This window comes from Klebsiella sp. F11 (assembly GCF_056712265.1).
This window is the reverse complement of the sequence record NZ_CM160060.1, coordinates 1640114-1666976: the sequence shown is the minus strand read 5'-3', so window position 1 is coordinate 1666976 and position 26863 is coordinate 1640114. Positions and strand designations below refer to the sequence as shown.

Here is a 26863-nt window from a genome sequence, read left to right as displayed (position 1 = left end):
CCAAACTTTAAATGTATATTCTTATCAATACCTTAAAAAGTTTTTTAATACTGTGTATGGCGGCAGAAGTGAGTGTATCGGTTTAACAGGCTGAGTGTATCGACCCATAGGGTCAAGAGTTGCGGAAGGTCTTGTTGGCGGCAGAATAGTGGCAAAAAACAGTAGAAAAAGCTCCCACAGTTCGACTGTGGGAGCCTGCGCTTAAAGTAATTCCCGCGCGCTGGAAACAATGTCATGCGCCGTCAGGCCGTACTCCTTCTGCAGGAAATCCTGGGTACCGACCTGGCCATAGCGCTCCTTCACCCCCACGCGGCGCATCGGCACCGGGCAGGTTTCCACCAGCACCTCGGCCACGGCAGAGCCCAGCCCGTTGTGAATGCTGTGGTTTTCGCAGGTCACGATACGCCCGGTTTTCTCGGCATAATTTTTCACCAGCATGCGGTCGATAGGCTTGAGGGTAAACATATCGATTACCGCCGCGCTGACGCCCTCCTGCTCGAGCTGGCGCGCCGCCTCCAGCGCCTCCGCTACCATAATACCGTTGGCAATCAGGGTAATATCTTCGCCTTCGCGTAGCACGTTGCCCTTGCCGATGGTAAACGTTGATCCCGGCGCGTAGACGCTCGGCGCCTGCTTGCGGATGGTGCGGACCCAGTAGAAGCCGTCAAGCTTCATCAGCTGACGCAGTACGTCTTCGAACATCACCGCATCGGTCACCTCCAGCACCACCGAGTGCGCCAGGCCGCGAACGATCCCCATATCTTCAAACGACATATGGGTGCCGCCGTTATGGCAGGCGGTAACGCCGGCGTCGGAAGCAATGACCTTGACGTTGTTACGCTGATAATCCAGAGACATAAACAGCTGATCGAAGCAGCGGCGGCTGGCAAAAGCGGTAAAGGTGTGAACAAACGGCCGACGTCCGGTCAGCGACAGACCGGCGGCGGTACCAATGACGTTGGCCTCCATAATGCCGCAGTTGATCACGTGCTGCGGATAATCCCGCGCCACGCCGTCCATTGCCATCGAGCTCATCAGGTCGGCTTCGAGGGCGATAATGTTGCTCCCGGCCTCAATCTGCCGGGCGACAAATCCGGCGTACACTTTACGCATTTCCACTGCGTCTATTTGTCCTGCGGGTGCGACGTTAATCATGTGCGGCCTCCAGTTGACGAATCGTCTCGTTCAGCGCCGCAGTCATCTCATCCGTCAGGCGCAGGTGATGGGAGTTGCTGAGCTGCTCGAGATACGGCACGCCCTGCCCCTTAATGCTGTCGAGGATCACCACCCGCGGGCGCGCATCGGCGTCCGGGACGGGCTCCACCGCCGCCAGCAGCCCGACGATGTCGTCCCCCTTCACGGTGATGGCGTCAAAACCAAAGGCGCGGAACTTCTCCTCGAGGTTGAAGGCGCGGATGATTTCGTCGAGCGCGCCGTCGAGTTGCAGTTTGTTCCAGTCAACAAACACCGTCAGGTTATTCAGGCGATGGTGGGCGATAAACTGAAAAGCCTCCCAGCACTGCCCCTCATTGAGCTCGCCGTCGCCGACGATGCAGAATACCCGATTCGGGCGCCCGGCCAGCTTATGGGAGAGCGCCATGCCGCCGGCAATAGAAATCCCCTGCCCCAGCGAACCGGTGGTCGCATCCACTCCCCGGGTTTTCAGGCGGTCCGGATGGCTCGGCAGGCGGGTTCCGTTATGGTTGAGCGTGCTGAGCTCCTCCATCGGGAAATAGCCTTTGATGGCTAAGGTACTGTACAGCGCCGGGCCGGCATGGCCTTTTGACAGTACAAAGTAGTCGCGTTCCGGCCAATCCGGGTCGGCAGGGTCGATTTTCATCACCGCGCCGTACAGCACCGCCAGCGTTTCGACCACCGACATGCTGCCGCCGTAATGGCCAAAGCCCAGATTGGTCAGCGATTTAAGCGTGGCGACGCGAATGTCGCGCGCCAGTTGGGTCACTTCTTGCACATTCATGATTTAGCTCCGGTATTCTCCTGCGCGCTGCTGGCCGCAGATTTCTTCTTCGCAAAGACGTTGTACGCAACCAGCAGAGCGAACAGCGCCACAACAAGACCCGTAATGGCAAACGGCGACAGATAGCGCGCCAGATTGCCGAGCACGATACCAATCGCGCCGAAATCGGCGTCAGAGAAGGTGGTATTGGCAAATCCGATCGCCCCCAGCACCGGCAGCAGCAACACCGGCAGGAAGGTGATCAGCAGGCCGTTGGCAAACGAGCCAATCATCGCGCCCCGACGGCCGCCGGTGGCGTTGCCGAAGACCCCCGCCGTCGCGCCGGTGAAAAAGTGCGGCACGACGCCCGGTAGAATCAGCACCAGATTCATTTGCCCAAGCAGGAACAGCCCCACCAGCCCACCGAGGAAGCTAAACAGGAAACCGATCAGCACCGCATTGGGCGCATAGGGGTACACCACCGGGCAGTCCAGCGCAGGACGCGCGTTCGGCACCAGTTTTTCAGAGAAGCCGGTAAACGCCGGCACGATTTCCGCGAGGATCAGGCGCACACCTTGCAGGATAATAAACACCCCGGCGGCGAAGGTAATCGCCATGATGATGGCGTAGACCAGATAGTTCTGACCGCCGCTGAAGGTGCTTTCCACATACTCACGCCCGGCGCTCACGGCCATGATCAGGTAGATAATCATCATCGTCAGGGAGATCGAGATTGAGCTATCGCGCAGGAAGCTTAAGTTCTTCGGCAGATTCATCTCTTCGGTGGAGCGGGAGCCTTTTCCGCAGACGCTGCCAATCCAGCCCGAGAGCACGTAGCCCAGGGTGCCGAAGTGGCCGAAGGCGATATCATCGGTTCCGGTAATGCGCTTCATATAGCGCTGCGCCAGCGCCGGGAAGAACGCCATCACCAGGCCTAAGATCAGCGAACCGGTAAACACCAGTCCGACGCCTTCGAAGCCCGCCACGGTGAGGATCACGCCGATCATACAGGCCATATAGAAAGTATGATGCCCGGTCAGGAAGATATACTTCAGCCGCGTAAAGCGGGCGACGATAATATTCGCGACCATCCCAAAGGCCATAATCAACGCGGTTGACGCACCGTATTTTTCGAGGGCAATAGAAACAATCGCCTCGTTATTTGGAATAATCCCCTGGATATTAAAGGCGTGTTCAAACATGCCGCCCAGCGGATTCAGCGAGCCAACTAATACCGTCGCCCCGCCGCCCAAAACAATAAAGCCAAGAATGGTTTTAATCGTTCCTTTGACGACGTCAGAAAATGATTTTTTTTGTGCCACCAGGCCGATCAGCGCAATTAACCCCACCAGCACCGAAGGCACTTTCAGAATATCAACAACAAAATTCAGCGTTTCAAGGATAAACATATCCGCCTCGCTACAAATAGTTATTGTTTGGCGAACCACGCGCGCAGCTGCGCTTCGAGTTCATTGATGTCGATGATGTTGGTAATCACCACCAGCTGGCTTTCCGGCACGCTGGCGCTGGCGGCGATGTCTTTAGCCATCACGAATAAATCTGCCGCTCCCGGCGTTGCCGATGAGAGATCGGAGTGTTCAACTTCCGCTTCAATTTCGAGTTTTTTAAGCACTTTTTTAATATTCATTTCAACCATAAAACTACTGCCCAGGCCAGAACCACAAATCGCCATAATTTTCATTGTTATCACCTTTTTTGGGTACAGTTGATCCGCATCACGCCGGGCGTAATGGGTTATAAATCAGGTTATGAATAAGATCAGAATCGCGCGATTATCGTTTTAATCTCCTCCAGGGTTTTCGCCTGATGTAATTGCTCCATATCTTCGTCACTGGAAAATAATTCAGCCAGCGCGGATATCATCTCGATATGACTATGCTTGTCGGGTGCCGCCAGCATAATAATAATATCGACCGGATCGAACTCTGCTGAACCAAACGACACGCCCTGCTCCAGCTTCAGCAGCGAGAGGCCGAGGCCTTTGGCTCCTTCCTCCGGCCGCGCATGCGGCATTGCCAGCCCCGGCGCCAGAACATAGTACGGCCCCAGCTTCGCGTGTTGTTCCACAATCGCGGTCAGGTACTCGGGCGCAATAACGCCAGCCTCTAGCAGCGGCCCGGCGCAAATCTCAAGAGCCTGAGGCCACTCTTCGACGCTCTGCCGGAGCGTGATAGTGGCATCGCAGATCCAGTTGCTGAGCATTTTATCTCCCCCGTCTTTTAGCAAAAGATGGGCAAACTTTATTCAAGCGCACAGCAGTTAGCTGCGACAGAGATCACAAAGATAGCGCTACCAATAGATAACATTCAAATTTGTGATAGCGCTATCAATTCGTAATCATCATATGGAAACGCAGCAAAAATGTGGATTTAAGGCGTATACTCCCTGAAACGTAACGTAATGGATGTTAATGAAAGCGTCAGTTCAGCAGGAAGGTGTATGTCTCTAACCCGAAAACGGCGTAGTACCGGTAAGGTCACGATTGCCGACGTTGCCCAGCTTGCCGGCGTGGGTACGATGACCGTCTCGCGTGCGCTACGCACGCCGGAGCAGGTTTCCGACAAGCTTCGCGAAAAAATCGATGCCGCGGTGCAGGAGCTGGGATATATGCCCAATCTGGCCGCCAGCGCGCTGGCTTCCGCCTCCTCAAGAACAATAGCCATGGTGGTGCCCAATCTTGCCGAAGCGGGCTGCTCCGCGATGTTTGCCGGGCTTCAGCAGGTACTGCAGCCGGCGGGTTATCAAATTATGCTGGCGGAGTCGCAGCACCGCCTTGAGCAGGAAGAGAAGCTGCTGGAAACGCTGCTGGCGTCAAACATTGCGGCCGCCATCCTGCTCAGCGTGGAACATAGCGATACCGTGCGCCACTGGCTGAACAACGCCTCGATTCCGGTGATGGAAATGGGCGCCATGCGCGCCGACCCGATTGATATGAACATCGGTATTGATAACGTTGCCGCCATGTTCGAACTCACTGAAATGCTCATCCACCGCGGCTACCAGAATATCGGCCTGCTGTGCGCCAACCAGGAGCAGTGGATTTTTCAGCAGCACCTGCACGGGTGGTACAAAGCGATGCTGCGCCACCATATGTCGCCGAATCGGGTGATTAACGCCGCGCTTCCCCCCAGCTTCTCCACCGGCGCTTCTCAGCTACCGGAGTTTTTGCTGGCGTGGCCGGAGCTGGACGCGCTGGTCTGCGTCTCTGACGAGCTGGCGTGCGGCGCACTGTACGAGTGCCAGCGTCGACGTATTAAGGTCCCGGACGATTTGGCAGTAGTCGGCTTCGGCGATAGCGACGTCAGCCGGGTCTGCCAGCCGCCGCTAACCACGATGGCCGTACCGCATCACAAGATTGGAATTGAAGCTGGACGCGCCCTTCTGGAGCGCCTGAATGAAGGAAACTGGAGCGGCAGAAAACCCATCGTCTCCAGTTTATGCCTGCGGGATAGCTGCTAGGCGGCTACTCCGCCTCCTCCTGCTTTTCCGCTTTTGCCGACTCGTTGTTGGCATTGCGGGTCATCCACAGCGCCAGCGCTTTTAACGAGTCCGGAGTAAACTCATCGCAGCGGGCGGTGATCTCTTCCGGCGTCAGCCAGCACACTTCGCTGACCTCCTCTTCCTGCAACGCAAAGGGGCCGTGCGACACGCAGCTAAACAGGCTTCCCCAGACGCGGCAGTGCTTATCTTCGTAGTAGAACTGGCCGTGGTCGGCGAAGGGGACACCGGCAATACCCAGCTCCTCTTCGGCCTCACGGCGCGCCGAATCCAGCAGTTGCTCGTCGGCCTGCACCACGCCACCGGCGGTGGCATCCAGCATGCCCGGCTGAAAATCTTTTATCTCGGTACGACGCTGCACCAGAATTTTGCCCATGCCATCATGAACGACAATGTAGGTTGCACGATGGCGCAGGCACTGCGCGCGCATTTGCACGCGGCTGGATTGCGCTATCACCTCATTGTTTTCATTAACGATATCTACCCATTCTGTGCTTGCCAAATCGTTCTGTTCCGCCATCAGGAAACCTTACTTTTTAAAGCGCTCTTGCGGCGCGTCTTTACGGTTGGGGGGTAAATTACGGGTTAATTGCCACCTCTGCAATAACCTGATGTCCATCGAGCGCTAAAACCTGCAGCCGATCCCCTTCAAGGAGGCCGTAGCTGGCGGGAAATCCCCCTTTAGGGAGGCTCACGGAACCGGGGTTAAAGAGAAAAATATCGCCGCGTTTCTCGGCTACCGGAATATGAGTATGACCATAAACCAGGACATCGCCAGCGCAGAGCGGCGGCAATTTTTCGGGGCTGTACAGATGCCCGTGAGTCAGAAACAGCCGATGTTGTTCGGTCAGAATCTGCTGCCAGGGCGCGGTGATGGGAAAGTCCAGCAGCATCTGATCGACTTCGCTGTCGCAGTTGCCGCGTACGGCAACGATGCGCGCCGCGGCGCCGTTGAGCTTTCCCGCGACCTCCGCCGGCGCATAGCCCTCGGGGAGCGCGTTACGCGGCCCGTGGTTGAGCAGGTCACCCAGAATAATCAGCCACTGCGCCCCGCTCTGTGCGAACAGCTCCAGCACGCGCTCGGCGGCGGGCAGAGAGCCATGAATATCCGATGCAAACATCAGCCGCATTTTTTCATCTCCACGCATTACGATGCCCTATGATAGCGGAACCGCGAAGGCGAATCAGCCGGTGCGTTTGGCCGACAGTGCGGCATAGCGTTGAACGGATGCGCGCTGCCACTGGAAGGCGGCGTAATCTGCCAGCCGCTCCGGCACCTCATCGCCGTTGAGCACCAACCGATTGAGCATCAGCGCGAGATCGGTATCGGCAATAGACCATTCGCCAAACAGATTGTTGCCGCCGTGGGCCAGCAGTCCGGAAGCGGTCTCGAAGAGTTTTTCTGCGCTCCTGCGCCCCGCCGCGCTCAGCGCGGGTTTCTTTTGCCCGGCGAAAATCATGTCGGTAGAACGCTCTTCGCGAATGGGCAGCAGATCGCTGCGCAGCCAGGCCTGAACCTGACGGGCGCGGCCCCTTTTTTGCAGATCGTGGGGATAGAGCCGCTCCCACTCCGGCGGGGCAAAGCGCTCGTCGAGATATTCGCTAATCGCGGATGATTCGCTGAGGGCAAAATCGTCGACCTCCAGCAGCGGCACGCGACGGGTGACGGAGTATCCCTTCCAGCCCGCCTGCAGGTGCTCGCCGCTATCCAGATTGACGGTTTTCAGGGTAAAAGGCAGGCTCTTCTCCTGCAGGGAAACGTACGCTGACATCACGTACGGAGAGAAGAAATCGGCATCGGACCACAGGGTAATGACCGGCTGGCTCATGGCATCCTCAATAAGTAATGGGGCGATAAATCAACATATCCTGTCTTCTGAGGGATGTCACTTATCGCACCATGAGGATTTTGCACTAGCCAACGAGCAGCGTTTTCGGCTCCAGGTAGGCCTGCATCCCCCACCTTCCCATTTCACGCCCCACGCCGGATTGCTTGAACCCGCCAAATGGCGCCTGCGGTTCATGTTCGAGGGTATTGACCAGCACGCGCCCGGATTCAATCGCCAGAGCCACCTCCGTACCGCGCTGGCGATCGCCGCATAATACCAGCGCGCTGAGGCCGTACGCGGTGTCGTTGGCAATCGCAATCGCCTCGGCCTCGTCCTGATAAGGGATAATGACCAGCACCGGGCCAAAAATCTCTTCCCGCGCGATACGCATCTGGTTATGCACATCGCTGAACACGGTCGGTTTAACGCACCACCCTTTTTCCATGCCCTGCGGCCGGCCGACGCCGCCCGTCAGCACCCGGGCGCCCTCCTGCTGTCCCAGACGAATATAATCCTGTACCCGCTGCCACTGCTTCTGGCTGACCATCGGGCCAATCGCGGTCCGGGGATCGCGCGGGTCGCCAGACAGATAGTCGGCTTCCACGGCCTGCACGATTGCCTGCTCAAACTCGGCCTGACGCCGGGCGGGGAGCAAAATACGCGTCCCGGCAACGCACGCCTGCCCGCTGTTCATAAACCCGGCCGCTAAGGCCAACGGAACCGCCTGCTCGATATCCGCATCATCAAGAATGACGGTGGGCGACTTGCCCCCAAGCTCCAGCGTTACGCGCTTGAGCGTTTGCGCTCCGCTTTCGATAATATGTTTGCCGACGGCGGTTGAGCCGGTGAACGAAATTTTTGCGATATCGGGGTGATGGTTAATCACATCCCCCACGACCTCGCCGCGCCCGGTGACGATATTAAATACGCCCGCCGGGAGCCCGGCCGTGTGCAGCGCTTCGCTAATAATCTGCGTTTGCCAGGCGCTCATCTCGCTCGGCTTAATCACCGCCGTACAGCCTGCCGCCATCGCCGTCGCCAGCTTGCTGCAGATAAAACCGGCATCGCTGTTCCACGGCGTAATCAATCCCGCGACGCCGACCGGCGTCATTACCACCCGGGCGCGGCCGGCCTGCTCGACAAACTCAAAGCGCTCCAGCGTGGCCATCGCCTGCCTGATGGTTTGCGCCGGCCACGCCGCCATCCACTGCGAGCGGGAAGCCGGCGCGCCGTATTCCGTCACAATGGCTTCCAGCAAATCGTCTTCCCGCGCCTGAACGGCCTGATACATCCGTTCCAGCACGGCCAGACGCTCCTCTTTCGTCGTCCGCGACCACGCCGGAAAGGCCGCTTTGGCCGCGGCAATCGCCCGTTCTGCATCCTGCTCGTCAGCCAGCCGAACCTGGCCAATTGTCTCTTCGGTCGTCGGGTTAAACAGCGCAAACTCTTCGCTACCGCGCGGCGTGACAAACTGGCCGTTGATATAAATTTGGTCGATGTTCAGCATCATGATTTTCCCATCTTGTTGGATATCCGGGAGTATAGGAGCGTCGTATTGCCGCGATAAGCGGGTATAATCAGCACACTCTGTTACGATAATTGGGATAATTATGCAGCGTAGCGGTATTACTGAACTTGAAGTCCTCCTTGCCGTCGCGCATCGGCAAAGCTTTCGCGCGGCGGCCCGGGAGCTGGGGATGTCGGCTACCGCCGTCAGCAACGCCGTTGCCGGGCTGGAGGCGCGTCTCAGCGTGCGCCTGTTTAACCGTACGACCCGCAGCGTCGCTCTGACCGAAGCCGGACAGCGCTACGTTGAGCGAATCGCGCCCGCCGTGGCCGAAATCCGGCGCGCCTCGGAGGAGGTGGCCACCCAGCCTGAAATGCCGAGCGGAACCCTGCGGATTAACGCGCCGCGCGAAAGCGTTGCCCTGCTGTTTGATATTTTCGAGACCTTCCTCAAGCGCTACCCGGCAATGCGCCTGGATATCGCCACCGAATCCCGGCTGGTAGATATCGTTGCCGAAGGCTACGACGCGGGGATTCGCCTGGCAGAGTCGCTGCCGCAGGATATGATTGCCGTCGCCCTGACGCCCGACGCGCGGATGCTGATCGTCGGCACTCCGAACTATTTTGCCCAGCACGGCGTTCCGCAAGGTCCGGACGATCTTATGCATCACCAGGGGATTGGCATGCGTATGTCGCACGGCGGAATTTATCGCTGGGAGCTGGAACGGGATGGGCAAAAAATGGCGCTTAGCGTTCCGCCGCGCATTATTCTTAACGAGATGCAGGCCATCCACCGCGCGGCGCTGGCGGGTCTCGGGCTGGCGTTTGTTTCTGACTGGTTTATCCAGGACGATCTTGCCAACGGCAGGCTCATCAGCGTCATGGAAGAGTGGTGTCCTTCTTTTGGCGGCCTCTCCCTCTACTATCCGGGCCGCCGCCATATTCCCCCCGGGCTGCAGGCGTTTATCGCCCTGGTGCGCGAAATGGGGATACCTGCCGCAAGAACGCGCTGAATTTATCGCCCTGTGCTCCCGCAATACGTCAGGTCACCTATACTCGAAAACTGGCGACCGACGACGGCGGGAGACATCATGATCGATCTTTACTACGCACCCACTCCAAACGGCCAAAAAATCGTTCTGTTCCTCGAAGAGGCGGAGCTGGCCTATCGGCTGATTCGGGTCGATATCAACAAAGGCGAACAGTTCCGCCCGCAGTTTCTCAGCCTCTCGCCGAATAATAAAATCCCGGCGATAGTCGACCACCTCCCTACCGACGGCGGAGCGCCGCTGAGTCTGTTCGAATCCGGGGCCATTCTGCTCTACCTTGCCGAGAAATCGGCAAAGCTGCTGAGCGGCGAGCTGCGCGAGCGCCACGCTACGCTGCAGTGGCTGTTCTGGCAGGTGGGCGGGCTGGGGCCGATGCTCGGCCAAAATCAGCACTTTAACTATTCAGCCCCGCAGACGGTTCCCTACGCTATTGAACGCTATCAGGTGGAAACGCAGCGGCTATACAGCGTGCTCAACCGGCGCCTGGAGGTCAGCCCGTGGCTCGGCGGCGAACGCTACAGCATTGCCGATATCGCCTGCTGGCCGTGGATTAGCGCGCACCAGCGCCAGCGTATCGAGCTCGCCAACTTCCCGGCGGTACATAACTGGTTTGAGCGTATTCGCCAGCGCCCTGCAACCGCCCAGGCATTGCTGAAAATTCAACAATATTAACCCCCTGCTCGCACGACCCGCTTTCATGTATGATTGCGGAAATGACAACACGAAGGAAGCCTGCAATGTCTCAGCCAGACGCCATTATTCGTATAAAAAACCTACGCCTGCGTACTTTTATTGGTATTAAAGAGGAAGAGATCGCTAACCGTCAGGATGTGGTGGTCAACGTCGCCATTCACTACCCGGCGGAACAATCCCGCAACAGCGAAGATATCAACGATGCGCTGAACTACCGCACCATCACCAAGCGTATCATCAGCCATATTGAGAATAACCGCTTCTCCCTACTGGAAAAATTAACGCAGGATGTGCTCGATATCGCATGCGAACATCACTGGGTCACTTATGCTGAAGTTGAGATCGATAAACTTTATGCACTGCGCTACGCCGACTCGGTATCAATGACCATGAGCTGGCGGCGGTAGGCTTCTTAGGGAGGCGCTATGAAGATTCTGCTTACTGGCGGTACCGGCCTGATTGGTCGACATCTCATCCCCCGGCTGCTGGAGCTGGGGCATAACGTAACGGTATCCACGCGCAGCCCGGAAAAAGCCCGCTCCCGGCTCGATCCCCGCGTCACCCTGTGGCGCGGTTTTGACAGCCAGCAGCATCTCAACGACATTGACGCGGTTATCAATCTGGCGGGCGAGCCTATCGCCGATAAACGCTGGACGGCGGAGCAAAAGCAGCGTTTGTGCCACAGCCGCTGGGATATCACGCAACAGCTGGTCGCGCTCATCAACGCCAGCGACACCCCGCCTGCGGTGCTGATTAGCGGCTCTGCGGCCGGTTATTATGGCGATCTCGGGGAAGTGGTCGTCACCGAAGAGGAGCCACCGCACAATGAGTTTACCCACAAACTCTGCGCCCGCTGGGAGCAGCTAGCCTGCGAAGCGCAAAGCGATCGTACCCGCGTCTGCCTGCTGCGCACCGGCGTCGTGCTGGCCTCGAGAGGCGGCATCCTTGCCAAAATGACCCCGGCCTTTAAGCTCGGCCTCGGTGGCTCTATCGGCAGCGGCAGGCAGTATCTGGCGTGGATCCATATCGATGATATGGTTAACGCTATTCTGTGGCTGCTGGATAACGACCTGCGCGGTCCTTTTAACATGGTTTCGCCCTATCCGGTTCGTAACGAACAGTTCGCCCACTCGCTTGGGCAGGCGCTCAAGCGCCCGGCCATTTTCCGCGTCCCGGCGTCGGCAATACGCCTGCTAATGGGTGAATCATCGGTACTGGTGCTCGGCGGCCAGCGCGCGTTGCCAAAGCGTCTGGAAGCCGCCGGCTTTGGCTTTCGCTGGTACGATCTGGATGAGGCGCTAAAAGACGTCCTCGGGTAAACGCGCCGCATCTTTAATCCCGGGAGAGGGGCCGATCTCCCGGGTCTTCTCTGATAGCCTGCCGCCTGTGGAAGCTATCTCGCAGTAATCCACTCTCCTGTCGCCGTTCGTCTGGCGCCGTGAAGCTCGTTCCAACTTCCTTTCCCGCTCTCTGTCATAACGTCCCGGTGTCAGTTTTTTCAGCACAACACCGTTGACAAACGTCAACATAAGATTCAGTATCAGAGGACGCATTGATGAAGGAACATCCGGATAAACACATCAGGGCCGCCATCGAATATGCTCGCACACGGGGGTGGGTTTTTATTGCTGGCGGGAAAAGCGCGCACTGCTTCGGACGACTCAGGTGCGGGACGGCTAATCATCGTGAACACATGATGAGCATCTGGTCGACCCCTGCCGTTCCCGAGAATCACGCGAGGCAAATTATCAGGATGGTCGACCGCTGCCGTTCAACGTCGGTGGCTAGGTTTAATCATAAGGATCGCAAACTATGACCCTCTATAACTTTACCCTAACGCTATCAGGCGTTAGCGCTCATACACCAGGTCTTGAAGACACGCTGCATCACGCCGGCTGTACTGACGCGCTGGTTTGCTTTTACGGAACGGCGGTGTACCTGGAGTTCGATCGCGAAGGCGAAACGCTCGAACAGGCGATTCTGTCTGCCATCGATAACATCGAATCCGCATCGGCGCTGAATGCCCGGGTCGAGTCCGTTGACGCTGTCCTGGTGGGTCTAAGCGACATCGCCGAACTCACCGGTCTTTCACGACAGGCCGTTGCCCTGCTGAAAGACGGGGCGCGCGGCTCCGGCAAATTCCCCGGCCCCGTACAGCGCGTCAAGGGCAACTCGCCGCTGTGGCGCTGGAAAACCATTGTCGGCTGGCTGGTCGCGGAAGCAAGAATTGCGGCAGACTCGCCGCTGGTGGCGCACGCGGAGGTCCTCGACGGCCTGAATCTGGCCCTGCAGCTGCGGGCCTCCCGGCAGAGCGAAACCGTGATGCACTATTTTCGCGGGCTCAACAAGACGCTACCGACCTCCCCAGCAGCCGGATAACCGCCGCAACGATCGGTACAGGATCGTGTTATCCGGTGCTTTCTGGTGTTAAGGTGAACCCACTACCCATCGTAATGGCCCGCTTATGATTACGCTAACCACCCCGCGCCTGCTGCTCTCTCCGTTCAGCGAATCCGACTGGCCCTTTTTCCTGCGCCTGCGTAGCGATCGCCAGGTAATGCGCTTTATGGGACCTATTCTTGACGAGGCGGCGCTGCGAAGCGTCTTCGATGCGCGCCGTGCAGCATCCGGCGTCTTCGTGCTACGCGATAGCCGCGGCGAAGCGCTTGGCGACATCGGCCTGCGCATCAGCAGTAAAAACCCGCACGAAGCCGACGTCGGCTACGCCCTGCTGCCCGAGGCTCAGGGGAAAGGCTACGCCAGCGAAGCGCTAAAGGAGATTTGCCACTACGGATTTACCCGGCTCGGCATCAACGCGATTAATGCGTGGGTTATCGGGGATAATTCAGGCTCTTCACGGCTGCTGGAAAAGCACGGTTTCCGGCGGATCCAGGTTCTGGAGAAGGCCTGGCATCTGGACGGCGTTGACTACGATGACTGGATCTATCGCCTGGAGCGTCGATCCTGACCCGGCGGGGTATTTCCCCGCCGGGGAGATCGCGGAATTTACTTCAGCGAGCCTTTGAGAAACTGCTGCAAACGCGGACTTTTCGGATTGCCGAAAAGCTCATCGGGATGACCTTCCTCTTCAATTTTACCCTGATGGAGAAAAATAACGTGCGAGGAGACGTGGCGGGCAAAGCCCATTTCGTGCGTCACCACGACCATCGTTTTCCCCTCTTCCGCCAGCTGCTGCATAATGCGCAGCACTTCCCCCACCAGCTCGGGATCGAGCGCGGAGGTCGGTTCATCGAACAGCAGGACTTCAGGCTCCATCGCCAGCGCGCGCGCAATGGACACGCGCTGCTGCTGGCCGCCAGAGAGATGCACCGGATATTTGAGCTGCTGGCGCTCGTCAATGCCGACTTTCGCCAGGTACTTTTCTGCCCGTACCCGCGCTTCCTGCTTGCTTAACCCCAGCACCTGAATGGGCGCTTCCATGACGTTTTCCAGCACCGTCATATGGCTCCACAGGTTGAAGTGCTGGAATACCATCGTCAGACGGGTGCGCAGCAGGCGCAGTTGATTTTTATCTGCCACCTTGAGCTGGCCATCCTTGTCGCGAACCAGGCCAATATTCTGCCCGCTCACGACAATCGTGCCTTCGCTCGGTTTCTCAAGAAAGTTAATACAGCGCAAAAAGGTACTTTTACCGGAACCCGATGAGCCGATGATGCTGATAACGTCCCCGGCTTCTGCCCGCATCGAGACACCTTTCAGTACCTCATGCTCGCCGTAACGTTTATGGAGATCGATAACGTTTAATTTATTGTCGGACATGGCGTTCTCAGTGCGTCGAAGAAGGTTTTATATGCTGCAGCCAGCGCTTTTCCGCCTTGCGGAACAGGCTAATCAGCACATACGAGATAATTAAGTACAGCACCGCGGCAATGCCGAAGGCGGTAAACGGCTGATAGGTCGCCGAGTTAATATCACGAGCAATTTTCAGCAGATCCGGCACCGTGGCGGTAAAGGCCAGCGCGGTGGAGTGCAGCATCAGGATCACTTCATTACTGTACGCCGGCAGAGCGATGCGCAGCGCGGAGGGAAGGATAATGCAGCGATACAGCTTGACCGATGAAAAACCATACGCCCGCGCAGCCTCAATCTCCCCGGAGGGGACCGAACAAATCGCCCCGGCAAAAATCTCCGTCGTATAGGCGCAGGTATTCAGCGTCAGCGCCAGCACCGTACAGTTCAGGCCGCTGCGGAAAAAGGCGTTCAGCAGCTCGGTGCCTTTGACAATTTCCAGCGTGTACATACCGGAGTAAAACACCAGCAGCTGCACGTAGAGCGGCGTACCGCGGAAAATATAGGTAAAAAGCCAGATCGGGAACTGAATGTACTTATTGCTGGAGACGCGCCCGATAGCGAGAAAAATCGCCAGCACGCCGCCCATCACCACCGAGGAGATTAACAGCCACAGCGTAATGGCAACGCCGGTAAAGCGGTAGCCGTCGCTCCACAGCAGGGATTTCCAGTACTCCTGAATAATCTCAATCACAGATCAGCCCTCTTCACGCCCACGGTATAACGGCGTTCAAGCAGCAGCAGCACACCATTGGAAATCGTTGTAAATACGAGATAAATCAGGCCGCAGACGATGGCAAAATAGAACGGCTGCCAGGTACTTTTCCCCGCCAGCTGCGTCGCTTTAACCACATCCTCCAGCCCGAGCAGCGAAACCAGCGCCGTGGCTTTCAGGATAACCTGCCAGTTGTTGCCGATCCCCGGCAGCGCATAGCGCATCATCGCCGGGAACAGAATGCGCCGGAAGGTCTGGCCGCCGCTGAAACCAAAGGCGGTCGCCGCTTCGATATGCCCCTTCGGGACCGCGAGGAAAGCGCCACGGAAGGTTTCCGTAAAGTACGCGCCGTAGATAAAGCCGAGAGTGATGATACCCGCAATCATCGGGTCGATATCAAACTGCGACATACCCAGCGCATCGGTGAGCGTGTTCAGCGCGATCTGCAGCCCGTAGAAAATCAGCAGCATCAGCACCAGATCCGGTACGCCACGAATTAAGGTGGTGTACCCTTCAAATACCAGCGCCAGCGGTCGATTGCTCGATAGCTTGGCGCCGGCGCCGGCCAGACCAATCAGGACCGCCAGCACAACCGAACTAAGGGCCAGCTCCAGCGTGACAAGAGCGCCCTGCAATATTACCTGTGAAAACCCGTACAGCATGCTGTCTGCCCTGTCTATCATCGACCACCGCGCGCGAAAATACGCGCGGTGGCGTACGCGTGATGGTTAGTCGCCGTACACGTTAAAATCGAAATATTTTTTCGCCAGCTTGTCGTAGGTGCCATCTTTGCGCATTTCCGCGAAGGCTTTATTCAGCGCTTCACGCAGCTCGTTGTCCTCTTTGCGCAGCCCCATGCCGGTGCCGACGCCAAACAGCTTCTCGTCCTTAATGGACGGGCCGCCGAACTGATAATCTTTTCCTACCGGCTGCTTGAGGAAGCCTTCGCTAGCGGCCACTTCATCCTGGAACGCGGCGTCAATACGCCCGGCGGTCAGGTCGGAATAGATATTGTCCTGCCCCTGATAGGAGACAATCTCAATCCCTTTTGGCGCCCAGTGTTCGTTACCGTACGTTTCCTGGGTTGTGCCCTGCAGCACGCCGATACGCTTGCCTTTCAGGCGGCTGAGATCCGGCGTGATATCGCTGCCCTTTTTCACCACCAGGCGGGAGTCGGCGGCATACAGTTTGTAGGTGAAGGCAATTTCCTGCTGGCGTTTTTCAGTAATAGAAAGCGAAGACATAATCGCATCGATTTTCTTCGCTTTTAAAGATGGGATCAGCGCATCCAGCGGGTTCTCAACGAAGGTACATTGCGTATTGATGCGCTTACACAGCTCTTTGGCCAGATCGATGTCAAAACCAATCAACTCACCCTGCGCATTTTTCGATTCAAACGGGGCATAAGTGGGATCTGTACCAATACGAACCTTTTGCGGAACTGCTGCGAATACCGTGGAAACGCTGGAAAGGGCCAGCGCTAAAGAAAGAGACAACGCCAGTTTTTTCATAACTATCCTCAACAAACTGTCATTCTAATGGGTTTATTAGAAGTACTTACGCCAGTTATCGTGCCACTTTTCTCCCCGATAAGGCAAAACATTCTGCGCCAGGGAGCAAATTTTTTCGCATCAGAAACGCTTAACTATGCAATTATTGCACCAAAATGAGACCGCGAGACGACCGATGCACCAATAAGGGGCATCGGTAGCCATGACAAATCTAAAAGGCCCGGTATCCCGGGCCAGTCGTGCGCTTAGTCACCGTAAACGTTAAAGTCGAAGTACTTCTTCGCCATCTTGTCGTAGGTACCGTCTTTACGCATTTCACCCAACGCTTTGTCGAAGGCGGCTTTCAGCTCGCCGTCCGTCTTGCGCAGGCCAATGCCGGTGCCATCGCCGAAGAACTGTTTGTCTTTTACGGAAGGACCAGCAAAGGCGAAATCTTTGCCGGCAGGCTGTTTGAGGAACCCTTCGCTGGCGGCCACTTCATCCTGCAGCGCGGCGTCGAGGCGACCGGCGGCGAGGTCAGAGTAAATCAGGTCCTGGTTCTGGTAGGCCACGACGTCAACGCCTTTACTGCGCCAGCGTTCGTTGCCGTAAGACTCCTGAGTGGAGCCCTGCAGCACGCCGACGTGTTTGCCTTTCAGCGACTCCAGCGTCGGCTGGATGGTGGAGCCTTTCGGCGCAATCAGGCGGGAATCTGCGGCATAAAGTTTGTCAGAGAAGGCAATCTCCTGCTGACGCTTTTCGGTAATCGATAATGAAGAGATGATGGCGTCAATTTTCTTCGCCTTCAACGACGGGATCAGTGAATCAAAGTCACTGCCAACCCAGGTACATTTTACCTTGATACGCGAACAGAGTTCGTTACCCAAATCGATGTCAAAGCCGACGAAATCACCTTTGGCATCCTTCGAGGAGAACGGCGCGTAGGTGGCATCGGTGCCGATGCGGATGCTTTGCGGCAGCGCTGCAAAGACGCTGGAAGCACTGCTAATTCCCATAATTAAAGAGAGGGCCAGAATCGTCTTCTTCATACAATACCCTTAAGTGTCGTGATGTTGTTATGCGGTGCATTGTTAGTTGTGTGTAGTACCGACGTATCCTGCAGTTTTTGTGCCATTTTCTCAGTGCGTGCCGGAAACAGCGTTAAATTTGTTAATATAAAGTTGCAGAATTGTCTTGAAAGGGAAGATACCAGCATTAACGGAGAAACCGCAGCGTCGAAGCGCAAAAAAACAAATTAAATGTTGAGGATTTGATCGGGGCGACAAAATTGCACCATCGGGGCGCAAAGAATCATAAAGCGCACTATTTTAGCGCGCGCCTATGCCCCCTGCCAGCGGGCGAACAGGTCCTGCGGCAGAGTAATATCGAACTGATCGATCACGCGATTGACCGTCTGGTTGATAACGTCGTCCAGGGTTTGCGGACGATGGTAGAAGGCCGGAACCGGCGGCATGATAACCGCGCCCATTTCCGCCGCCTGGACCAGCAGACGCAGGTGCCCGAGGTGGAACGGCGTTTCGCGCACGCAGAGCACCAGCGGACGACGCTCCTTCAGCACCACGTCCGCCGCCCGGGTCATCAGGCTATCGGTGTAGCTATGAACAATACCTGAAAGCGTTTTCACCGAGCAGGGCAATATCGCCATCCCGTCCGTTTTAAACGAGCCGGAAGAGATGCTGGCGGCGATATCGCGGGCATCGTGGACCACGTCAGCCAGCCCCTGAACTTCACGCAGCGCGTAGTCGGTTTCCAGGGCCAGAGTCTGCCGCGCTGCCGGGCTCATGATCAGATGGGTTTCAACATCCGCGACATCGCGCAATACCTGGAGCAGCCGCACGCCGTAAACGGCACCGCTGGCGCCAGAAATTCCAATGATAAGTCGTTTCACGATGATTGCCCCTTGTGCCTGGTGTCGCAGACTTTGCCGGATTATAGCACCGGACGCAAGCCCGGCGGCCAGCGAACCGGGTTGCGGAAAACAAAAAGCCCGCCGTCTGCAGACCGCGGGCTTTGGCTACAAAGGCGTGGCTTAGCCTTCGTTGTGCATCTCTAAGTTTTCCACTTCGTTCTGACGCTGCACCGCTTTGGCGTCGTCGTTACGCAGGGAGTCGAGATAATCAAGGTACCGCTGATCGACATCCTTAGTGACGTACACGCCGTTAAATACCGAACATTCAAACTGCTGAATATCCGGGTTCTCAGCGCGTACGGCGTCGATCAGATCGTTCAGATCCTGGAAGATTAAGCCGTCGGCGCCGATGATCTGCCGAATTTCGTCCACTTCACGACCGTGGGCAATCAGCTCGGTGGCCGTCGGCATATCGATGCCGTAGACGTTCGGGAAGCGAATCTCCGGCGCCGCGGAGGCCAGATAGACCTTCTTCGCACCCGCTTCACGCGCCATCTCGATAATCTGCTCCGAGGTGGTGCCGCGGACGATGGAGTCATCGACCAGCAGGACGTTTTTATCGCGGAACTCGGCGCGGTTGGCGTTGAGCTTACGGCGTACTGATTTACGGCGCAGCTGCTGGCCCGGCATGATAAATGTACGGCCGACGTAGCGGTTTTTGACGAAGCCCTGACGGTAAGGCTTATCGAGAATACGGGCAATTTCCAGAGCGATGTCGCAGGAGGTTTCCGGAATCGGGATGACCACGTCAATGTCCAGATCTTCCCACTCGCGGGCAATCTTCTCGCCCAGCTTGGTCCCCATATTCACGCGCGCGCTGTAGACGGAGATCTTATCGATGAAGGAGTCCGGACGGGCAAAGTAGACGTACTCAAACAGGCACGGGTTGCTCACCGGGTTCTCCGCGCACTGGCGGGTAAATAGCTGGCCTTTTTCGGTGATGTACACCGCTTCTCCCGGCGCAACGTCGCGCAGGAACTCGAAGCCCAGCGTATCCAGCGCCACGCTTTCGGAAGCCACCATGTACTCAGTGCGGCCGTCACCGACGTCGCGCTTGCCCAGCACCAGCGGGCGAATACCGTTCGGGTCGCGAAACGCAACCATACCGTGGCCGATAATCATCGCCACGCAGGCGTAGGCGCCGCGAATCTGCCGATTGGTCGCCGCAATTGCCGCAAAGATATTGTCGGCTTCCAGCGGGTAATGGCGGAAGTTATCCAGCTCGCTGGCGAAAATATTGAGCAGAATTTCAGAATCGGAGGTGGTGTTGATGTGGCGGCGTTTCTCTTCAAACAGCTTTTTACGCAGCTCGTGAGCGTTGGTCAGGTTACCGTTATGCGCCAACGTAATGCCATACGGCGAGTTAACGTAGAAAGGCTGAGCCTCGGAGGCGCTGGAGCTGCCGGCCGTTGGGTAACGGACGTGGCCGATCCCCATGTTGCCCTGCATACGCTGCATGTGGCGAGCCTCAAAAATATCGCTCACCATCCCGTTTGCCTTACGCAAGCGGAAGCAATTATTTGCATCAATGGTGATGATGCCTGCGGCATCCTGGCCACGATGCTGAAGCACCGTTAACGCGTCATAAATCGACTGGTTTACCGGCATAACACCGGCGATACCGACAATACCGCACATACGTCTTTTCCTCGTTCAGCTACGTCCCAACGCTTATGCTTTGGGCAAGAAACTTGACGAGCTCTGCAGATAGTCAAAAAACCATCTGATAACGAAACTGAGCTGCGGGATAAGCTCCGACTTTTGCCAGTCTTCACTCTTCGCCATACCGGTAAAACTATCGAGAAAGAACAGGATCGCCGAGACAATCAGCACGCCGCGAAGGGCGCCAAAACAGATCCCTAACACCCTGTCGGTACCCGACAGGCCCGTTTTCTCTACCAGTGCGCTAATCACGTAGTTAACGATAGCGCCGACGATAAGCGTTGCGATAAACAGTATCGCGATAGCAATCCCATTGCGGACCATTTCGTCTTCAAAGCCCGTGAACCAGACAGCCAGGTAAGTGTAGTAATGACTGGCAACAAAGAAAGCACATCCCCAGGTTACCAGCGATAACGCTTCACGAACAAAGCCGCGGATCAGGCTTACCAGACAGGAAAAACCAATCACCGCAATAATGGCGTAATCAATCCAGACCATATGCATCCTACGATTTTACGCCCTGTCGTCCGGTTCGGGGCGCATTCTAACAGAAAAAGAAAACGTTTGCGTAGGGATTTCCGTGCCCTACAGAAATAAAAATGGCGCTGAAAAAACATTCAACGCCATTCTGCCTTTTGCCTCTGCAGGGCCCGTCAGGTAAGGGATTCAGCCCCTCACTCGCTGACGGTGAGCGGGTTAGCGGGCCCGACGACTCGCTCACCCGATCGCGCCTGACTGCACAAGAGCAATCGCCTCCTGACCCGGCATCTGCATCGGCGTTCTGCAACGCTATCAGGCTGAATAGCAAGGCTAGTTTGGACTATATCCCATTACCACGCCGCTCAGACCTGACAGCTGCTTCAGATCGCCAAGCTGGCCTTTCAGCTTATCTTTCGAGGCATCAGGGCCAACCAGAATGCGGGTGATTTTCCCCTGCACCGGCGTCGAAGGCGACGTGTAAACCTTGAACCCGGAGGCGCGCAGCTTACCAACGATTTCGTTGACCTTGTCCGCATTCTTCAGCGCGCCCAGCTGCACCACGTAGGCTCTGCCGGTTGGCGCAGGAATTTCCGCAGGCTTCGGCGCCGGCGTCTGGGCGGCGGTCTGCTGCTGCGGCGGCTGCGGCTTATCGACCGGCTTAGGCTGCGGCTGCGGTTGCGGCTTCGGCTGAACCTGAGGTTTTGGCTGCGGCTTGGGCGCGACAACCGGCTCCTGAACATCATCGAAGCTGTTACTGTTTACCGGGATGCGCGACGGATCCAACGACGGCGCCGCCGCATTCCCGGCCCTCACCTCTTCCGCCGCCCCTTCCGGAGGCTGGGCAGGCAGGGCCTGAGTTGCCGCCGGCAGCATGTCAGGCTCATCGCGATCGCCCGGTTTCGGCACCAGCGGGATCGCCGCAAACTCATCCTGATAGTGTTTTTTCTGACCGTCAAGCAGCCCCGGAAGGATAATGACCCCCAGCGCCACCAGCACAATCGTCCCGACTAAACGGTTCTGAAACTTACTCGCCACCGATTCTCCCCGCGTCTATTTCTTCCATTACGTGCGCCACGGTGTGGAATGAACCGCACACCAGCACCGTATCTTCCGGTCCGGCATCGGCCATGGCCGCATGCCATGCTTGAGCGACGTCCGCGTAGGCTCTCCCCGTACGCAAATGCTCCAGCAGCTGTTCCGCCGTTGCCCCGCGCGGCCCTTCCAGCGGCGCGCAGTACCAGCAATCAACTTCCGCCATCAGGTTTGCCAGCGTACCGGCAATATCCTTATCATGCAGCATACCAATAACCGCCAGCACGCGCCCCGTTTTCGGCAGGCTTTTGAGACGCCCGGCCAGATACGCCGCCGCGTGCGGATTATGGGCAACGTCGAGGATCACCCGCGGCTCCTCGCCAATTATCTGGAAACGCCCGGGCAGCATCGCCTGCTTAATGCCGTCGCGGATCGCCCGTTCGCTCACCATCAGCCCGCTGGCGCGCAGGGCGGCCAGCGCCGTAGCCGCATTCGGCATCGGCACCTGAGGCAGCGGCAGCCCGGCCAGCGTCCCCTGCTCGTCGCTGAAATCCCACGCCTGCTCGCCGACAGCATAGCGCCAGTCAAGGTCACGACGCCGCAGCAGCGCGCCCTTTTCCGCCGCAACGTCGGCAATGGTAGAAGGCATATCCGGTTCCCCGACGATAGCCGGCCGGCCTGAGCGGAAAATACCGGCCTTTTCGCGGCCGATGCTTTCGCGATCCGGCCCCAGCCAGTCGGTATGATCGAGCGCGATGCTGGTCACCACCGCCACGTCGGCATCAACGATATTTGTCGCATCAAGGCGGCCGCCAAGCCCCACCTCAAGGATAACGACATCCAGCTGCGCCTGCTTAAACAGCCACAGCGCCGAGAGCGTACCGAACTCAAAATAGCTCAGGGATATTTCGCCGCGCGCGGCTTCGATTTCGGCGAAAGAGGCGGTATGCGCCGCTTCCGGCAGCTCCTCTCCCTGCACGCGAACGCGTTCGGTATAACGCACCAGATGCGGTGAACTGTAGACGCCGACCCGATAGCCCGCCGCCATCAGCACCGACTCCAGGGTACGGCAGGTGGTCCCCTTACCGTTGGTTCCCGCCACCGTAAATACGAACGGTGCGGGTTTCACAACCGCCATCCGCCCGGCAACTTCGTTCACGCGCGTCAGCCCGAGATCGATAGTTTTGCTGTGCAGATGCTCCAGATAAGAAAGCCACGTAGCCAGGGGCGACGTGGCCTGAGGAATAGGTTCTTTTTCCATGATGTCCGCAAGCGTTAACGGTAAATACGCTCATCCTTCAGCGTGCCGCGATGCGGTCAGATCAGGATGATGTCGCGTAGCTATTCGAATATAAAAAAGGGCAGCACCGTCAGGCCTGCCCTCTGCACTATCAGGCCTCTGGTTCCTGATCCGGTACCGGCGGCACCGCGTCGCCTTCGAGCGACACTTCCGGGCACGGCGTCGGAAGATTCATCAGCTTCGCCAGAATGCTGGCCAGCTTCAGGCGCATTTCAGGGCGACGGACGATCATGTCGATCGCCCCTTTTTCAATCAGGAACTCGCTGCGCTGGAATCCCGGCGGCAGCTTTTCGCGAACGGTTTGTTCGATAACGCGAGGGCCGGCAAAGCCGATCAGCGCCTTCGGCTCCGCGATGTTGAGATCGCCGAGCATCGCAAAGCTCGCCGATACCCCGCCCATCGTCGGGTCGGTCAGCACGGAGATATAGGGTAAACCGCGCTCCTGCATTTTCGCCAGCGCGGCGGACGTTTTCGCCATCTGCATTAGCGACATCAGCGCTTCCTGCATGCGCGCGCCGCCGGACGCTGAGAAGCAAACCAGAGGGCAGCCATCTTCCAGCGCCTGCTCAACGGCACGAACGAAGCGCGCGCCCACCACCGATCCCATTGAACCGCCCATAAAGGAGAATTCAAAAGCCGCGGCGACAACCGGCATGTCGTACAGCGTGCCCTTCATGACCACCAGCGCGTCTTTCTCACCGGTCTCTTTTTGCGCCGACGCCAGGCGGTCTTTGTATTTTTTCGAATCGCGGAACTTCAGCACATCTTTCGGCTCGAGCTCGCTTCCCAGCTCCACAAGGGAACCTTCGTCCAACAGGCTATGCAGGCGATTACGCGCCGACATACGCATATGGTGATCGCACTTAGGGCAAACCTCCAGGTTGCGCTCCAGCTCTGCGCGGTACAATACCTGGCCGCAGCTGTCGCACTTGGTCCATACACCCTCAGGAATGCTTGCCTTGCGGGTGGGAGTGATATTGCTTTTAATTCGTTCAATCCAGCTCATTGATAACCTTTCTGCCTGAACCTGGTCGATGCCAGTTTTGTCGTAAGGGGCGCATAATGCCATTTTTGACCCTTACAGACCATGAATGTTGCACATTAAATCATAACATCCCGTCACATGGGATAAAAAAGTGGTCGTACCGCTCACACTTCACTCTGCGGGCGACGGCGTTCCGCCCGCAGTCGATTAGGCTACTGAAATTATTTTGACTGCTTCGCCGCCGCGCGCTTGTGGCGAATGATTTCAATCACTCCCGGCAGCACGGAGAGGAGAATAATGGCGACAATCAGCAGCTTCAGGTTTTCCTGGACGATCGGTAAATCGCCAAACAGATAGCCTGCATAGGTGAACAGCATCACCCACAGCAGCGCGCCAACCACGTTATAGGCCGCAAAATGACGATAGGACATATGGCCCATTCCCGCCACAAATGGCGCAAAGGTTCTGACAATCGGCACGAAGCGGGCAAGGATAATGGTTTTGCCGCCGTGACGCTCGTAGAACGCGTGGGTCTTGTCCAGATAGCTGCGGCGGAAGATTTTAGAATCAGGGTTACTGAAAAGCTTTTCACCGAACAGCCGCCCGATGGTGTAGTTCAGCGCATCGCCGACAATCGCCGCGATCACCATCAGCACCACCATCAGATGCACGTTCAGATCGTTAGTCGGCAGCGCTGACAGCGCGCCGGCAACGAACAGCAGCGAATCTCCCGGCAGGAACGGCGTAACCACCAGACCCGTCTCGCAAAACAGAATCAAAAACAGGATGGCATAAACCCAGATACCGTACTCGGCAACCAGCTCGGCCAGGTGTACATCTATATGCAGGATGAAATCAATTAAAAAGCGAATCAGGTCCATACCGTTTTAGTCCTTAATAGCAATACGTAAAACCCTTCACGGCGCATTCAGGCGGCCGAACGGTAGCTCCCGGAGCGCGCGCAAAGCGGCGAGTCCGGGAAAACCAGCGCGGCCGACAAAGCGGCGGCTGAAGGATGAGGCGTATACGTCAGTCCGCCAAAAACAGCGGACCCATCGGCATCACCGGCAGATCGAAATGGGCCGGATAATCAACCGACACCAGATACAATCCCTCAGCTTTTGCCGTCGCGGCGGCTAGCGTCCTGTCTTTTGCCGCCAGAAGTTCTGCAATCCAGCTCTCCGGCTGGTTACCGGCCCCTACTTCCATCAGGCTGCCGACAATATTCCTTACCATATGATGTACAAAGGCGTTTGCTTTGATATCGACCACCACATATGGGCCGTAGCGCGTGACGCGAATATGGCTAATATTGCGCCACGGCGTGCGCGACTGGCACTGCACCGCCCGGAACGAGGTAAAATCATTCTCGCCCAGCAGGCACTGCGCCGCGCGCTGCATCCGCTCGGCGTCCAGAGGCTGATGATAATGGGTCACCCCCTGGCTTAACACCGCCGGGCGCAGCCGATGATTATAGATAACGTAGCGGTAGCGGCGCGCCGTGGCGCTAAAGCGCGCGTGGAACGCTTCCGGCACATGTTTAACCCAGCGCACGGCAATGTCACCAGGCAAATTCGCATTCACGCCCAGCGTCCAGGCCGCGTCTTTACGCAGCGCCCGCGTTTCAAAATGCACTACCTGGCCGGTGCCGTGCACGCCGGCGTCGGTGCGGCCGGCGCAGAAGACGCTAATCGGCTCATTCGCCACCTGCGAGAGCGCCTTTTCCAGCTTCTCCTGCACGCTACGCACCTCGTTCTGCCGCTGCCAGCCGTAATACTTACTGCCGTCGTACTCGATGCCCAGCGCGATTTTATAGACCGGCTGCTGCTCCATCTCAGACATCAGTAAAAATACTCCTGCACCAGCTTCTCGGCGATTTTCACCGCCATCAGCGCGCCGCCGAAGCGGACGTTGTCGGCAACGGACCAGAACTGAACCTGCTCCGGCATCCCGTAATCGTTACGCACGCAGCCGACGGAGAGCTGAGTGGTGCCGGAAGCATCGCCAACCTGAGTCGGGAACTCGCTCGCTTCGGACAGCTCAATATCTTCGCCGCGTGCAAAGGCATCGCGCGTCTCTTCTGCGGCCAGCGGGCGCATGGCTTCGAAATTAACCATCTGCGCATGGCCGTAGAAAACCGGCGACTGAACCACGCTTGCGGAGATCATCAGCCCTTCATCCTGGAGGATCTTGCGCACCTCATCGACAATGCGTCGCTCTTCCAGCACGCTGCCTTCACGATCGGGCAGCAGCGGCAGCATGTTGAACGCCAGCTGACGACCGAAGTAATCATCTTCATCAATCGGCATGCCGTTGAGCAGCTTAGCGCTCTGCCCCGCCAGCGCGCTGACGGCTTTTTTACCGCGGGCGGAAACGGAGAGCAGGCTGGTGACCTGAATACGCGACAGACCGCCCTGATCAATCAACGGCTTCAGCGCGGCCAGCAGCTGGCTGGTCAGGCTGTTGGCCACGGCAATAACGTTCCGATTGCGGTAATCCGCCAGCACGAATGGGTTAACTTCCGGCACGACCAGCGGGACGTCCGGCTCCAGCGCGAACAGGCCGCTCAGGTCGATAACCAGACAGCCTGCGTTAGTCGCCTCTTCAACGTAGGCCGCGGTGGCCTCGACGCCGGCGGCGAAAAAGGCCAGCTGGGCCTGGGTCCAGTCAAACTCCGCGGCGTCCTGTACGATGACCGACTTACCGTTAAAGCGCAGATGTTCGCCCGCGCTTTCGTTACGCGCCAGGGCGTAAATATCTCCCACCGGGAACTGGCGTTCAGCAAGGGTTTCGAGCAGGGCTTCGCCAACGGCGCCCGTTGCGCCCAGTATGGCAATATTCCAGCCTTCAGACATGGTGGTTTACTCCAGGAAAAAGCGACCCTGCAGGAGTATCCAACAGGGTCA

31 protein-coding genes are annotated in these 26863 nt (G+C 57.5%); 8 read left to right on the top strand and 23 right to left on the bottom strand.

Going from position 1 to position 26863, the window contains the following annotated elements:
* Positions 1 to 201: 201 nt before the first annotated feature.
* The 5 genes from AC1M2H_RS08430 to AC1M2H_RS08410 all read right to left on the bottom strand — a co-directional run bounded on the left by AC1M2H_RS08430 (position 202) and on the right by AC1M2H_RS08410 (position 4180).
* Positions 202 to 1155, bottom strand: coding sequence for a transketolase family protein (locus AC1M2H_RS08430; RefSeq protein ID WP_480151014.1), 954 nt, complete (start codon positions 1153 to 1155; stop codon positions 202 to 204).
* Positions 1148 to 1978, bottom strand: a complete 831-nt coding sequence (locus tag AC1M2H_RS08425) for a transketolase (RefSeq protein ID WP_480151013.1) — start codon at positions 1976 to 1978, stop codon at positions 1148 to 1150. Before AC1M2H_RS08425 ends, AC1M2H_RS08430 begins: the two co-directional genes overlap by 8 nt.
* On the bottom strand, positions 1975 to 3366 hold the full coding sequence (locus tag AC1M2H_RS08420) for a PTS ascorbate transporter subunit IIC (protein WP_480151012.1): 1392 nt from the start codon (positions 3364 to 3366) through the stop codon (positions 1975 to 1977). The genes AC1M2H_RS08425 and AC1M2H_RS08420 overlap by 4 nt, the downstream gene beginning before the upstream one ends.
* A 20-nt stretch (positions 3367 to 3386) precedes the next feature.
* Positions 3387 to 3659, bottom strand: coding sequence for a PTS sugar transporter subunit IIB (locus AC1M2H_RS08415; protein WP_041146575.1), 273 nt, complete (start codon positions 3657 to 3659; stop codon positions 3387 to 3389).
* Between the two features lie 77 nt (positions 3660 to 3736).
* Positions 3737 to 4180, bottom strand: coding sequence for a PTS sugar transporter subunit IIA (locus tag AC1M2H_RS08410; RefSeq protein WP_480151011.1), 444 nt, complete (start codon positions 4178 to 4180; stop codon positions 3737 to 3739).
* A 237-nt stretch (positions 4181 to 4417) separates the two neighbouring features.
* Here AC1M2H_RS08410 and AC1M2H_RS08405 point away from each other — a divergent pair, with 237 nt between their 5' ends.
* A complete protein-coding gene (locus tag AC1M2H_RS08405; protein WP_480151010.1) occupies positions 4418 to 5437 on the top strand; it encodes a LacI family DNA-binding transcriptional regulator in 1020 nt (339 codons plus the stop codon).
* Positions 5438 to 5441: 4 nt separating this feature from the next.
* Here AC1M2H_RS08405 and yfcD read toward each other — a convergent pair whose 3' ends face one another.
* From yfcD to AC1M2H_RS08385, 4 genes are all read right to left on the bottom strand, one after another.
* Positions 5442 to 5996, bottom strand: a complete 555-nt coding sequence (yfcD, locus tag AC1M2H_RS08400; protein WP_426814041.1) for an NUDIX hydrolase YfcD — start codon at positions 5994 to 5996, stop codon at positions 5442 to 5444.
* Between the two features lie 58 nt (positions 5997 to 6054).
* Positions 6055 to 6606, bottom strand: coding sequence for a phosphodiesterase (gene yfcE / locus AC1M2H_RS08395; RefSeq protein WP_480151009.1), 552 nt, complete (start codon positions 6604 to 6606; stop codon positions 6055 to 6057).
* A gap of 54 nt (positions 6607 to 6660) precedes the next feature.
* Positions 6661 to 7305: a glutathione transferase gene (yfcF, locus tag AC1M2H_RS08390; protein WP_480151008.1), complete on the bottom strand. Its 645-nt coding sequence runs from the start codon at positions 7303 to 7305 to the stop codon at positions 6661 to 6663.
* 85 nt (positions 7306 to 7390) lie between these two features.
* Positions 7391 to 8812 (bottom strand): aldehyde dehydrogenase family protein, encoded by a 1422-nt coding sequence (locus AC1M2H_RS08385; protein WP_480151878.1) that lies wholly within the window; start codon positions 8810 to 8812, stop codon positions 7391 to 7393.
* Between the two features lie 103 nt (positions 8813 to 8915).
* Here AC1M2H_RS08385 and AC1M2H_RS08380 point away from each other — a divergent pair, with 103 nt between their 5' ends.
* The 6 genes from AC1M2H_RS08380 to AC1M2H_RS08355 all read left to right on the top strand — a co-directional run bounded on the left by AC1M2H_RS08380 (position 8916) and on the right by AC1M2H_RS08355 (position 13521).
* The gene (locus tag AC1M2H_RS08380; protein ID WP_480151007.1) at positions 8916 to 9824 is read left to right on the top strand and encodes a LysR family transcriptional regulator; all 909 of its coding nucleotides are present in this window, start codon (positions 8916 to 8918) and stop codon (positions 9822 to 9824) included.
* A gap of 78 nt (positions 9825 to 9902) precedes the next feature.
* Positions 9903 to 10532 (top strand): GSH-dependent disulfide bond oxidoreductase, encoded by a 630-nt coding sequence (gene yfcG / locus AC1M2H_RS08375; protein WP_480151006.1) that lies wholly within the window; start codon positions 9903 to 9905, stop codon positions 10530 to 10532.
* A 65-nt stretch (positions 10533 to 10597) separates the two neighbouring features.
* The gene (gene folX / locus AC1M2H_RS08370; protein WP_426814035.1) at positions 10598 to 10960 is read left to right on the top strand and encodes a dihydroneopterin triphosphate 2'-epimerase; all 363 of its coding nucleotides are present in this window, start codon (positions 10598 to 10600) and stop codon (positions 10958 to 10960) included.
* A gap of 18 nt (positions 10961 to 10978) precedes the next feature.
* Complete coding sequence (locus AC1M2H_RS08365; RefSeq protein ID WP_480151005.1) at positions 10979 to 11872, top strand: TIGR01777 family oxidoreductase; 894 nt, start codon at positions 10979 to 10981, stop codon at positions 11870 to 11872.
* 493 nt (positions 11873 to 12365) lie between these two features.
* Positions 12366 to 12932 carry a helix-turn-helix transcriptional regulator gene (locus tag AC1M2H_RS08360; protein ID WP_480151004.1) on the top strand — a complete coding sequence of 189 codons (567 nt, stop codon included), beginning with the start codon at positions 12366 to 12368 and terminating at the stop codon, positions 12930 to 12932.
* An 85-nt stretch (positions 12933 to 13017) separates the two neighbouring features.
* Entirely contained in the window at positions 13018 to 13521 is a 504-nt protein-coding gene (locus tag AC1M2H_RS08355; protein WP_480151003.1) for a GNAT family N-acetyltransferase, read from the top strand.
* 38 nt (positions 13522 to 13559) lie between these two features.
* Here AC1M2H_RS08355 and hisP read toward each other — a convergent pair whose 3' ends face one another.
* The 5 genes from hisP to argT all read right to left on the bottom strand — a co-directional run bounded on the left by hisP (position 13560) and on the right by argT (position 17617).
* On the bottom strand, positions 13560 to 14333 hold the full coding sequence (gene hisP / locus AC1M2H_RS08350; RefSeq protein ID WP_480151002.1) for a histidine ABC transporter ATP-binding protein HisP: 774 nt from the start codon (positions 14331 to 14333) through the stop codon (positions 13560 to 13562).
* A 7-nt stretch (positions 14334 to 14340) separates the two neighbouring features.
* The gene (locus AC1M2H_RS08345) at positions 14341 to 15057 is read right to left on the bottom strand and encodes an ABC transporter permease (RefSeq protein ID WP_480151001.1); all 717 of its coding nucleotides are present in this window, start codon (positions 15055 to 15057) and stop codon (positions 14341 to 14343) included.
* Entirely contained in the window at positions 15054 to 15740 is a 687-nt protein-coding gene (locus AC1M2H_RS08340; RefSeq protein WP_041146590.1) for a histidine ABC transporter permease HisQ, read from the bottom strand. Before AC1M2H_RS08340 ends, AC1M2H_RS08345 begins: the two co-directional genes overlap by 4 nt.
* 66 nt (positions 15741 to 15806) lie before the next feature.
* Positions 15807 to 16589 (bottom strand): histidine ABC transporter substrate-binding protein HisJ, encoded by a 783-nt coding sequence (gene hisJ / locus AC1M2H_RS08335; RefSeq protein WP_480151000.1) that lies wholly within the window; start codon positions 16587 to 16589, stop codon positions 15807 to 15809.
* Between the two features lie 245 nt (positions 16590 to 16834).
* On the bottom strand, positions 16835 to 17617 hold the full coding sequence (gene argT / locus AC1M2H_RS08330) for a lysine/arginine/ornithine ABC transporter substrate-binding protein ArgT (protein ID WP_133599261.1): 783 nt from the start codon (positions 17615 to 17617) through the stop codon (positions 16835 to 16837).
* Positions 17618 to 17638: 21 nt separating this feature from the next.
* Here argT and AC1M2H_RS08325 point away from each other — a divergent pair, with 21 nt between their 5' ends.
* Entirely contained in the window at positions 17639 to 17827 is a 189-nt protein-coding gene (locus AC1M2H_RS08325; RefSeq protein WP_480151877.1) for a hypothetical protein, read from the top strand.
* Between the two features lie 80 nt (positions 17828 to 17907).
* On the opposite strand, the gene AC1M2H_RS08320 is transcribed toward AC1M2H_RS08325, so the two are convergent.
* The 9 genes from AC1M2H_RS08320 to AC1M2H_RS08280 form a co-directional block, all read right to left on the bottom strand.
* Positions 17908 to 18477: a UbiX family flavin prenyltransferase gene (locus tag AC1M2H_RS08320; protein WP_480150999.1), complete on the bottom strand. Its 570-nt coding sequence runs from the start codon at positions 18475 to 18477 to the stop codon at positions 17908 to 17910.
* 141 nt (positions 18478 to 18618) lie between these two features.
* Positions 18619 to 20136: an amidophosphoribosyltransferase gene (gene purF / locus AC1M2H_RS08315; RefSeq protein ID WP_123755266.1), complete on the bottom strand. Its 1518-nt coding sequence runs from the start codon at positions 20134 to 20136 to the stop codon at positions 18619 to 18621.
* Between the two features lie 33 nt (positions 20137 to 20169).
* On the bottom strand, positions 20170 to 20658 hold the full coding sequence (gene cvpA / locus AC1M2H_RS08310) for a colicin V production protein (RefSeq protein WP_480150998.1): 489 nt from the start codon (positions 20656 to 20658) through the stop codon (positions 20170 to 20172).
* Between the two features lie 312 nt (positions 20659 to 20970).
* Positions 20971 to 21675, bottom strand: coding sequence for a cell division protein DedD (dedD, locus tag AC1M2H_RS08305; protein WP_480150997.1), 705 nt, complete (start codon positions 21673 to 21675; stop codon positions 20971 to 20973).
* Entirely contained in the window at positions 21665 to 22933 is a 1269-nt protein-coding gene (gene folC / locus AC1M2H_RS08300) for a bifunctional tetrahydrofolate synthase/dihydrofolate synthase (RefSeq protein ID WP_480150996.1), read from the bottom strand. The genes dedD and folC overlap by 11 nt, the downstream gene beginning before the upstream one ends.
* Before the next feature lie 130 nt (positions 22934 to 23063).
* A complete protein-coding gene (gene accD / locus AC1M2H_RS08295) occupies positions 23064 to 23978 on the bottom strand; it encodes an acetyl-CoA carboxylase, carboxyltransferase subunit beta (RefSeq protein ID WP_480150995.1) in 915 nt (304 codons plus the stop codon).
* 200 nt (positions 23979 to 24178) lie between these two features.
* Positions 24179 to 24838: a DedA family protein gene (locus AC1M2H_RS08290; RefSeq protein ID WP_480150994.1), complete on the bottom strand. Its 660-nt coding sequence runs from the start codon at positions 24836 to 24838 to the stop codon at positions 24179 to 24181.
* 148 nt (positions 24839 to 24986) lie between these two features.
* Positions 24987 to 25799 (bottom strand): tRNA pseudouridine(38-40) synthase TruA, encoded by an 813-nt coding sequence (gene truA / locus AC1M2H_RS08285; RefSeq protein WP_480150993.1) that lies wholly within the window; start codon positions 25797 to 25799, stop codon positions 24987 to 24989.
* On the bottom strand, positions 25799 to 26812 hold the full coding sequence (locus AC1M2H_RS08280) for an aspartate-semialdehyde dehydrogenase (protein WP_480150992.1): 1014 nt from the start codon (positions 26810 to 26812) through the stop codon (positions 25799 to 25801). The genes truA and AC1M2H_RS08280 overlap by 1 nt, the downstream gene beginning before the upstream one ends.
* Positions 26813 to 26863 lie beyond the last annotated feature (51 nt).

Bases quoted from the DNA above. Each gene is read 5' to 3' on its own strand.
- AC1M2H_RS08380 (WP_480151007.1), top strand. From the start codon at position 8,916: ATGCAGCGTAGCGGTATTACTGAACTTGAAGTCCTCCTTGCCGTCGCG.
- AC1M2H_RS08280 (WP_480150992.1), bottom strand. From the start codon at position 26,812: ATGTCTGAAGGCTGGAATATTGCCATACTGGGCGCAACGGGCGCCGTT.
- yfcE (WP_480151009.1), bottom strand. From the start codon at position 6,606: ATGCGGCTGATGTTTGCATCGGATATTCATGGCTCTCTGCCCGCCGCC.
- yfcD (WP_426814041.1), bottom strand. From the start codon at position 5,996: ATGGCGGAACAGAACGATTTGGCAAGCACAGAATGGGTAGATATCGTT.
- folX (WP_426814035.1), top strand. From the start codon at position 10,598: ATGTCTCAGCCAGACGCCATTATTCGTATAAAAAACCTACGCCTGCGT.
- yfcF (WP_480151008.1), bottom strand. From the start codon at position 7,305: ATGAGCCAGCCGGTCATTACCCTGTGGTCCGATGCCGATTTCTTCTCT.
- AC1M2H_RS08410 (WP_480151011.1), bottom strand. From the start codon at position 4,180: ATGCTCAGCAACTGGATCTGCGATGCCACTATCACGCTCCGGCAGAGC.
- AC1M2H_RS08365 (WP_480151005.1), top strand. From the start codon at position 10,979: ATGAAGATTCTGCTTACTGGCGGTACCGGCCTGATTGGTCGACATCTC.
- purF (WP_123755266.1), bottom strand. From the start codon at position 20,136: ATGTGCGGTATTGTCGGTATCGCCGGTGTTATGCCGGTAAACCAGTCG.
- argT (WP_133599261.1), bottom strand. From the start codon at position 17,617: ATGAAGAAGACGATTCTGGCCCTCTCTTTAATTATGGGAATTAGCAGT.
- AC1M2H_RS08425 (WP_480151013.1), bottom strand. From the start codon at position 1,978: ATGAATGTGCAAGAAGTGACCCAACTGGCGCGCGACATTCGCGTCGCC.
- accD (WP_480150995.1), bottom strand. From the start codon at position 23,978: ATGAGCTGGATTGAACGAATTAAAAGCAATATCACTCCCACCCGCAAG.
- yfcG (WP_480151006.1), top strand. From the start codon at position 9,903: ATGATCGATCTTTACTACGCACCCACTCCAAACGGCCAAAAAATCGTT.
- hisJ (WP_480151000.1), bottom strand. From the start codon at position 16,589: ATGAAAAAACTGGCGTTGTCTCTTTCTTTAGCGCTGGCCCTTTCCAGC.
- AC1M2H_RS08420 (WP_480151012.1), bottom strand. From the start codon at position 3,366: ATGTTTATCCTTGAAACGCTGAATTTTGTTGTTGATATTCTGAAAGTG.
- AC1M2H_RS08325 (WP_480151877.1), top strand. From the start codon at position 17,639: ATGTTGTTATGCGGTGCATTGTTAGTTGTGTGTAGTACCGACGTATCC.
- folC (WP_480150996.1), bottom strand. From the start codon at position 22,933: ATGGAAAAAGAACCTATTCCTCAGGCCACGTCGCCCCTGGCTACGTGG.
- AC1M2H_RS08340 (WP_041146590.1), bottom strand. From the start codon at position 15,740: ATGCTGTACGGGTTTTCACAGGTAATATTGCAGGGCGCTCTTGTCACG.
- cvpA (WP_480150998.1), bottom strand. From the start codon at position 20,658: ATGGTCTGGATTGATTACGCCATTATTGCGGTGATTGGTTTTTCCTGT.
- truA (WP_480150993.1), bottom strand. From the start codon at position 25,799: ATGTCTGAGATGGAGCAGCAGCCGGTCTATAAAATCGCGCTGGGCATC.
- AC1M2H_RS08385 (WP_480151878.1), bottom strand. From the start codon at position 8,812: ATGCTGAACATCGACCAAATTTATATCAACGGCCAGTTTGTCACGCCG.
- AC1M2H_RS08430 (WP_480151014.1), bottom strand. From the start codon at position 1,155: ATGATTAACGTCGCACCCGCAGGACAAATAGACGCAGTGGAAATGCGT.
- AC1M2H_RS08405 (WP_480151010.1), top strand. From the start codon at position 4,418: ATGTCTCTAACCCGAAAACGGCGTAGTACCGGTAAGGTCACGATTGCC.
- AC1M2H_RS08355 (WP_480151003.1), top strand. From the start codon at position 13,018: ATGATTACGCTAACCACCCCGCGCCTGCTGCTCTCTCCGTTCAGCGAA.
- hisP (WP_480151002.1), bottom strand. From the start codon at position 14,333: ATGTCCGACAATAAATTAAACGTTATCGATCTCCATAAACGTTACGGC.
- AC1M2H_RS08360 (WP_480151004.1), top strand. From the start codon at position 12,366: ATGACCCTCTATAACTTTACCCTAACGCTATCAGGCGTTAGCGCTCAT.
- AC1M2H_RS08415 (WP_041146575.1), bottom strand. From the start codon at position 3,659: ATGAAAATTATGGCGATTTGTGGTTCTGGCCTGGGCAGTAGTTTTATG.
- AC1M2H_RS08290 (WP_480150994.1), bottom strand. From the start codon at position 24,838: ATGGACCTGATTCGCTTTTTAATTGATTTCATCCTGCATATAGATGTA.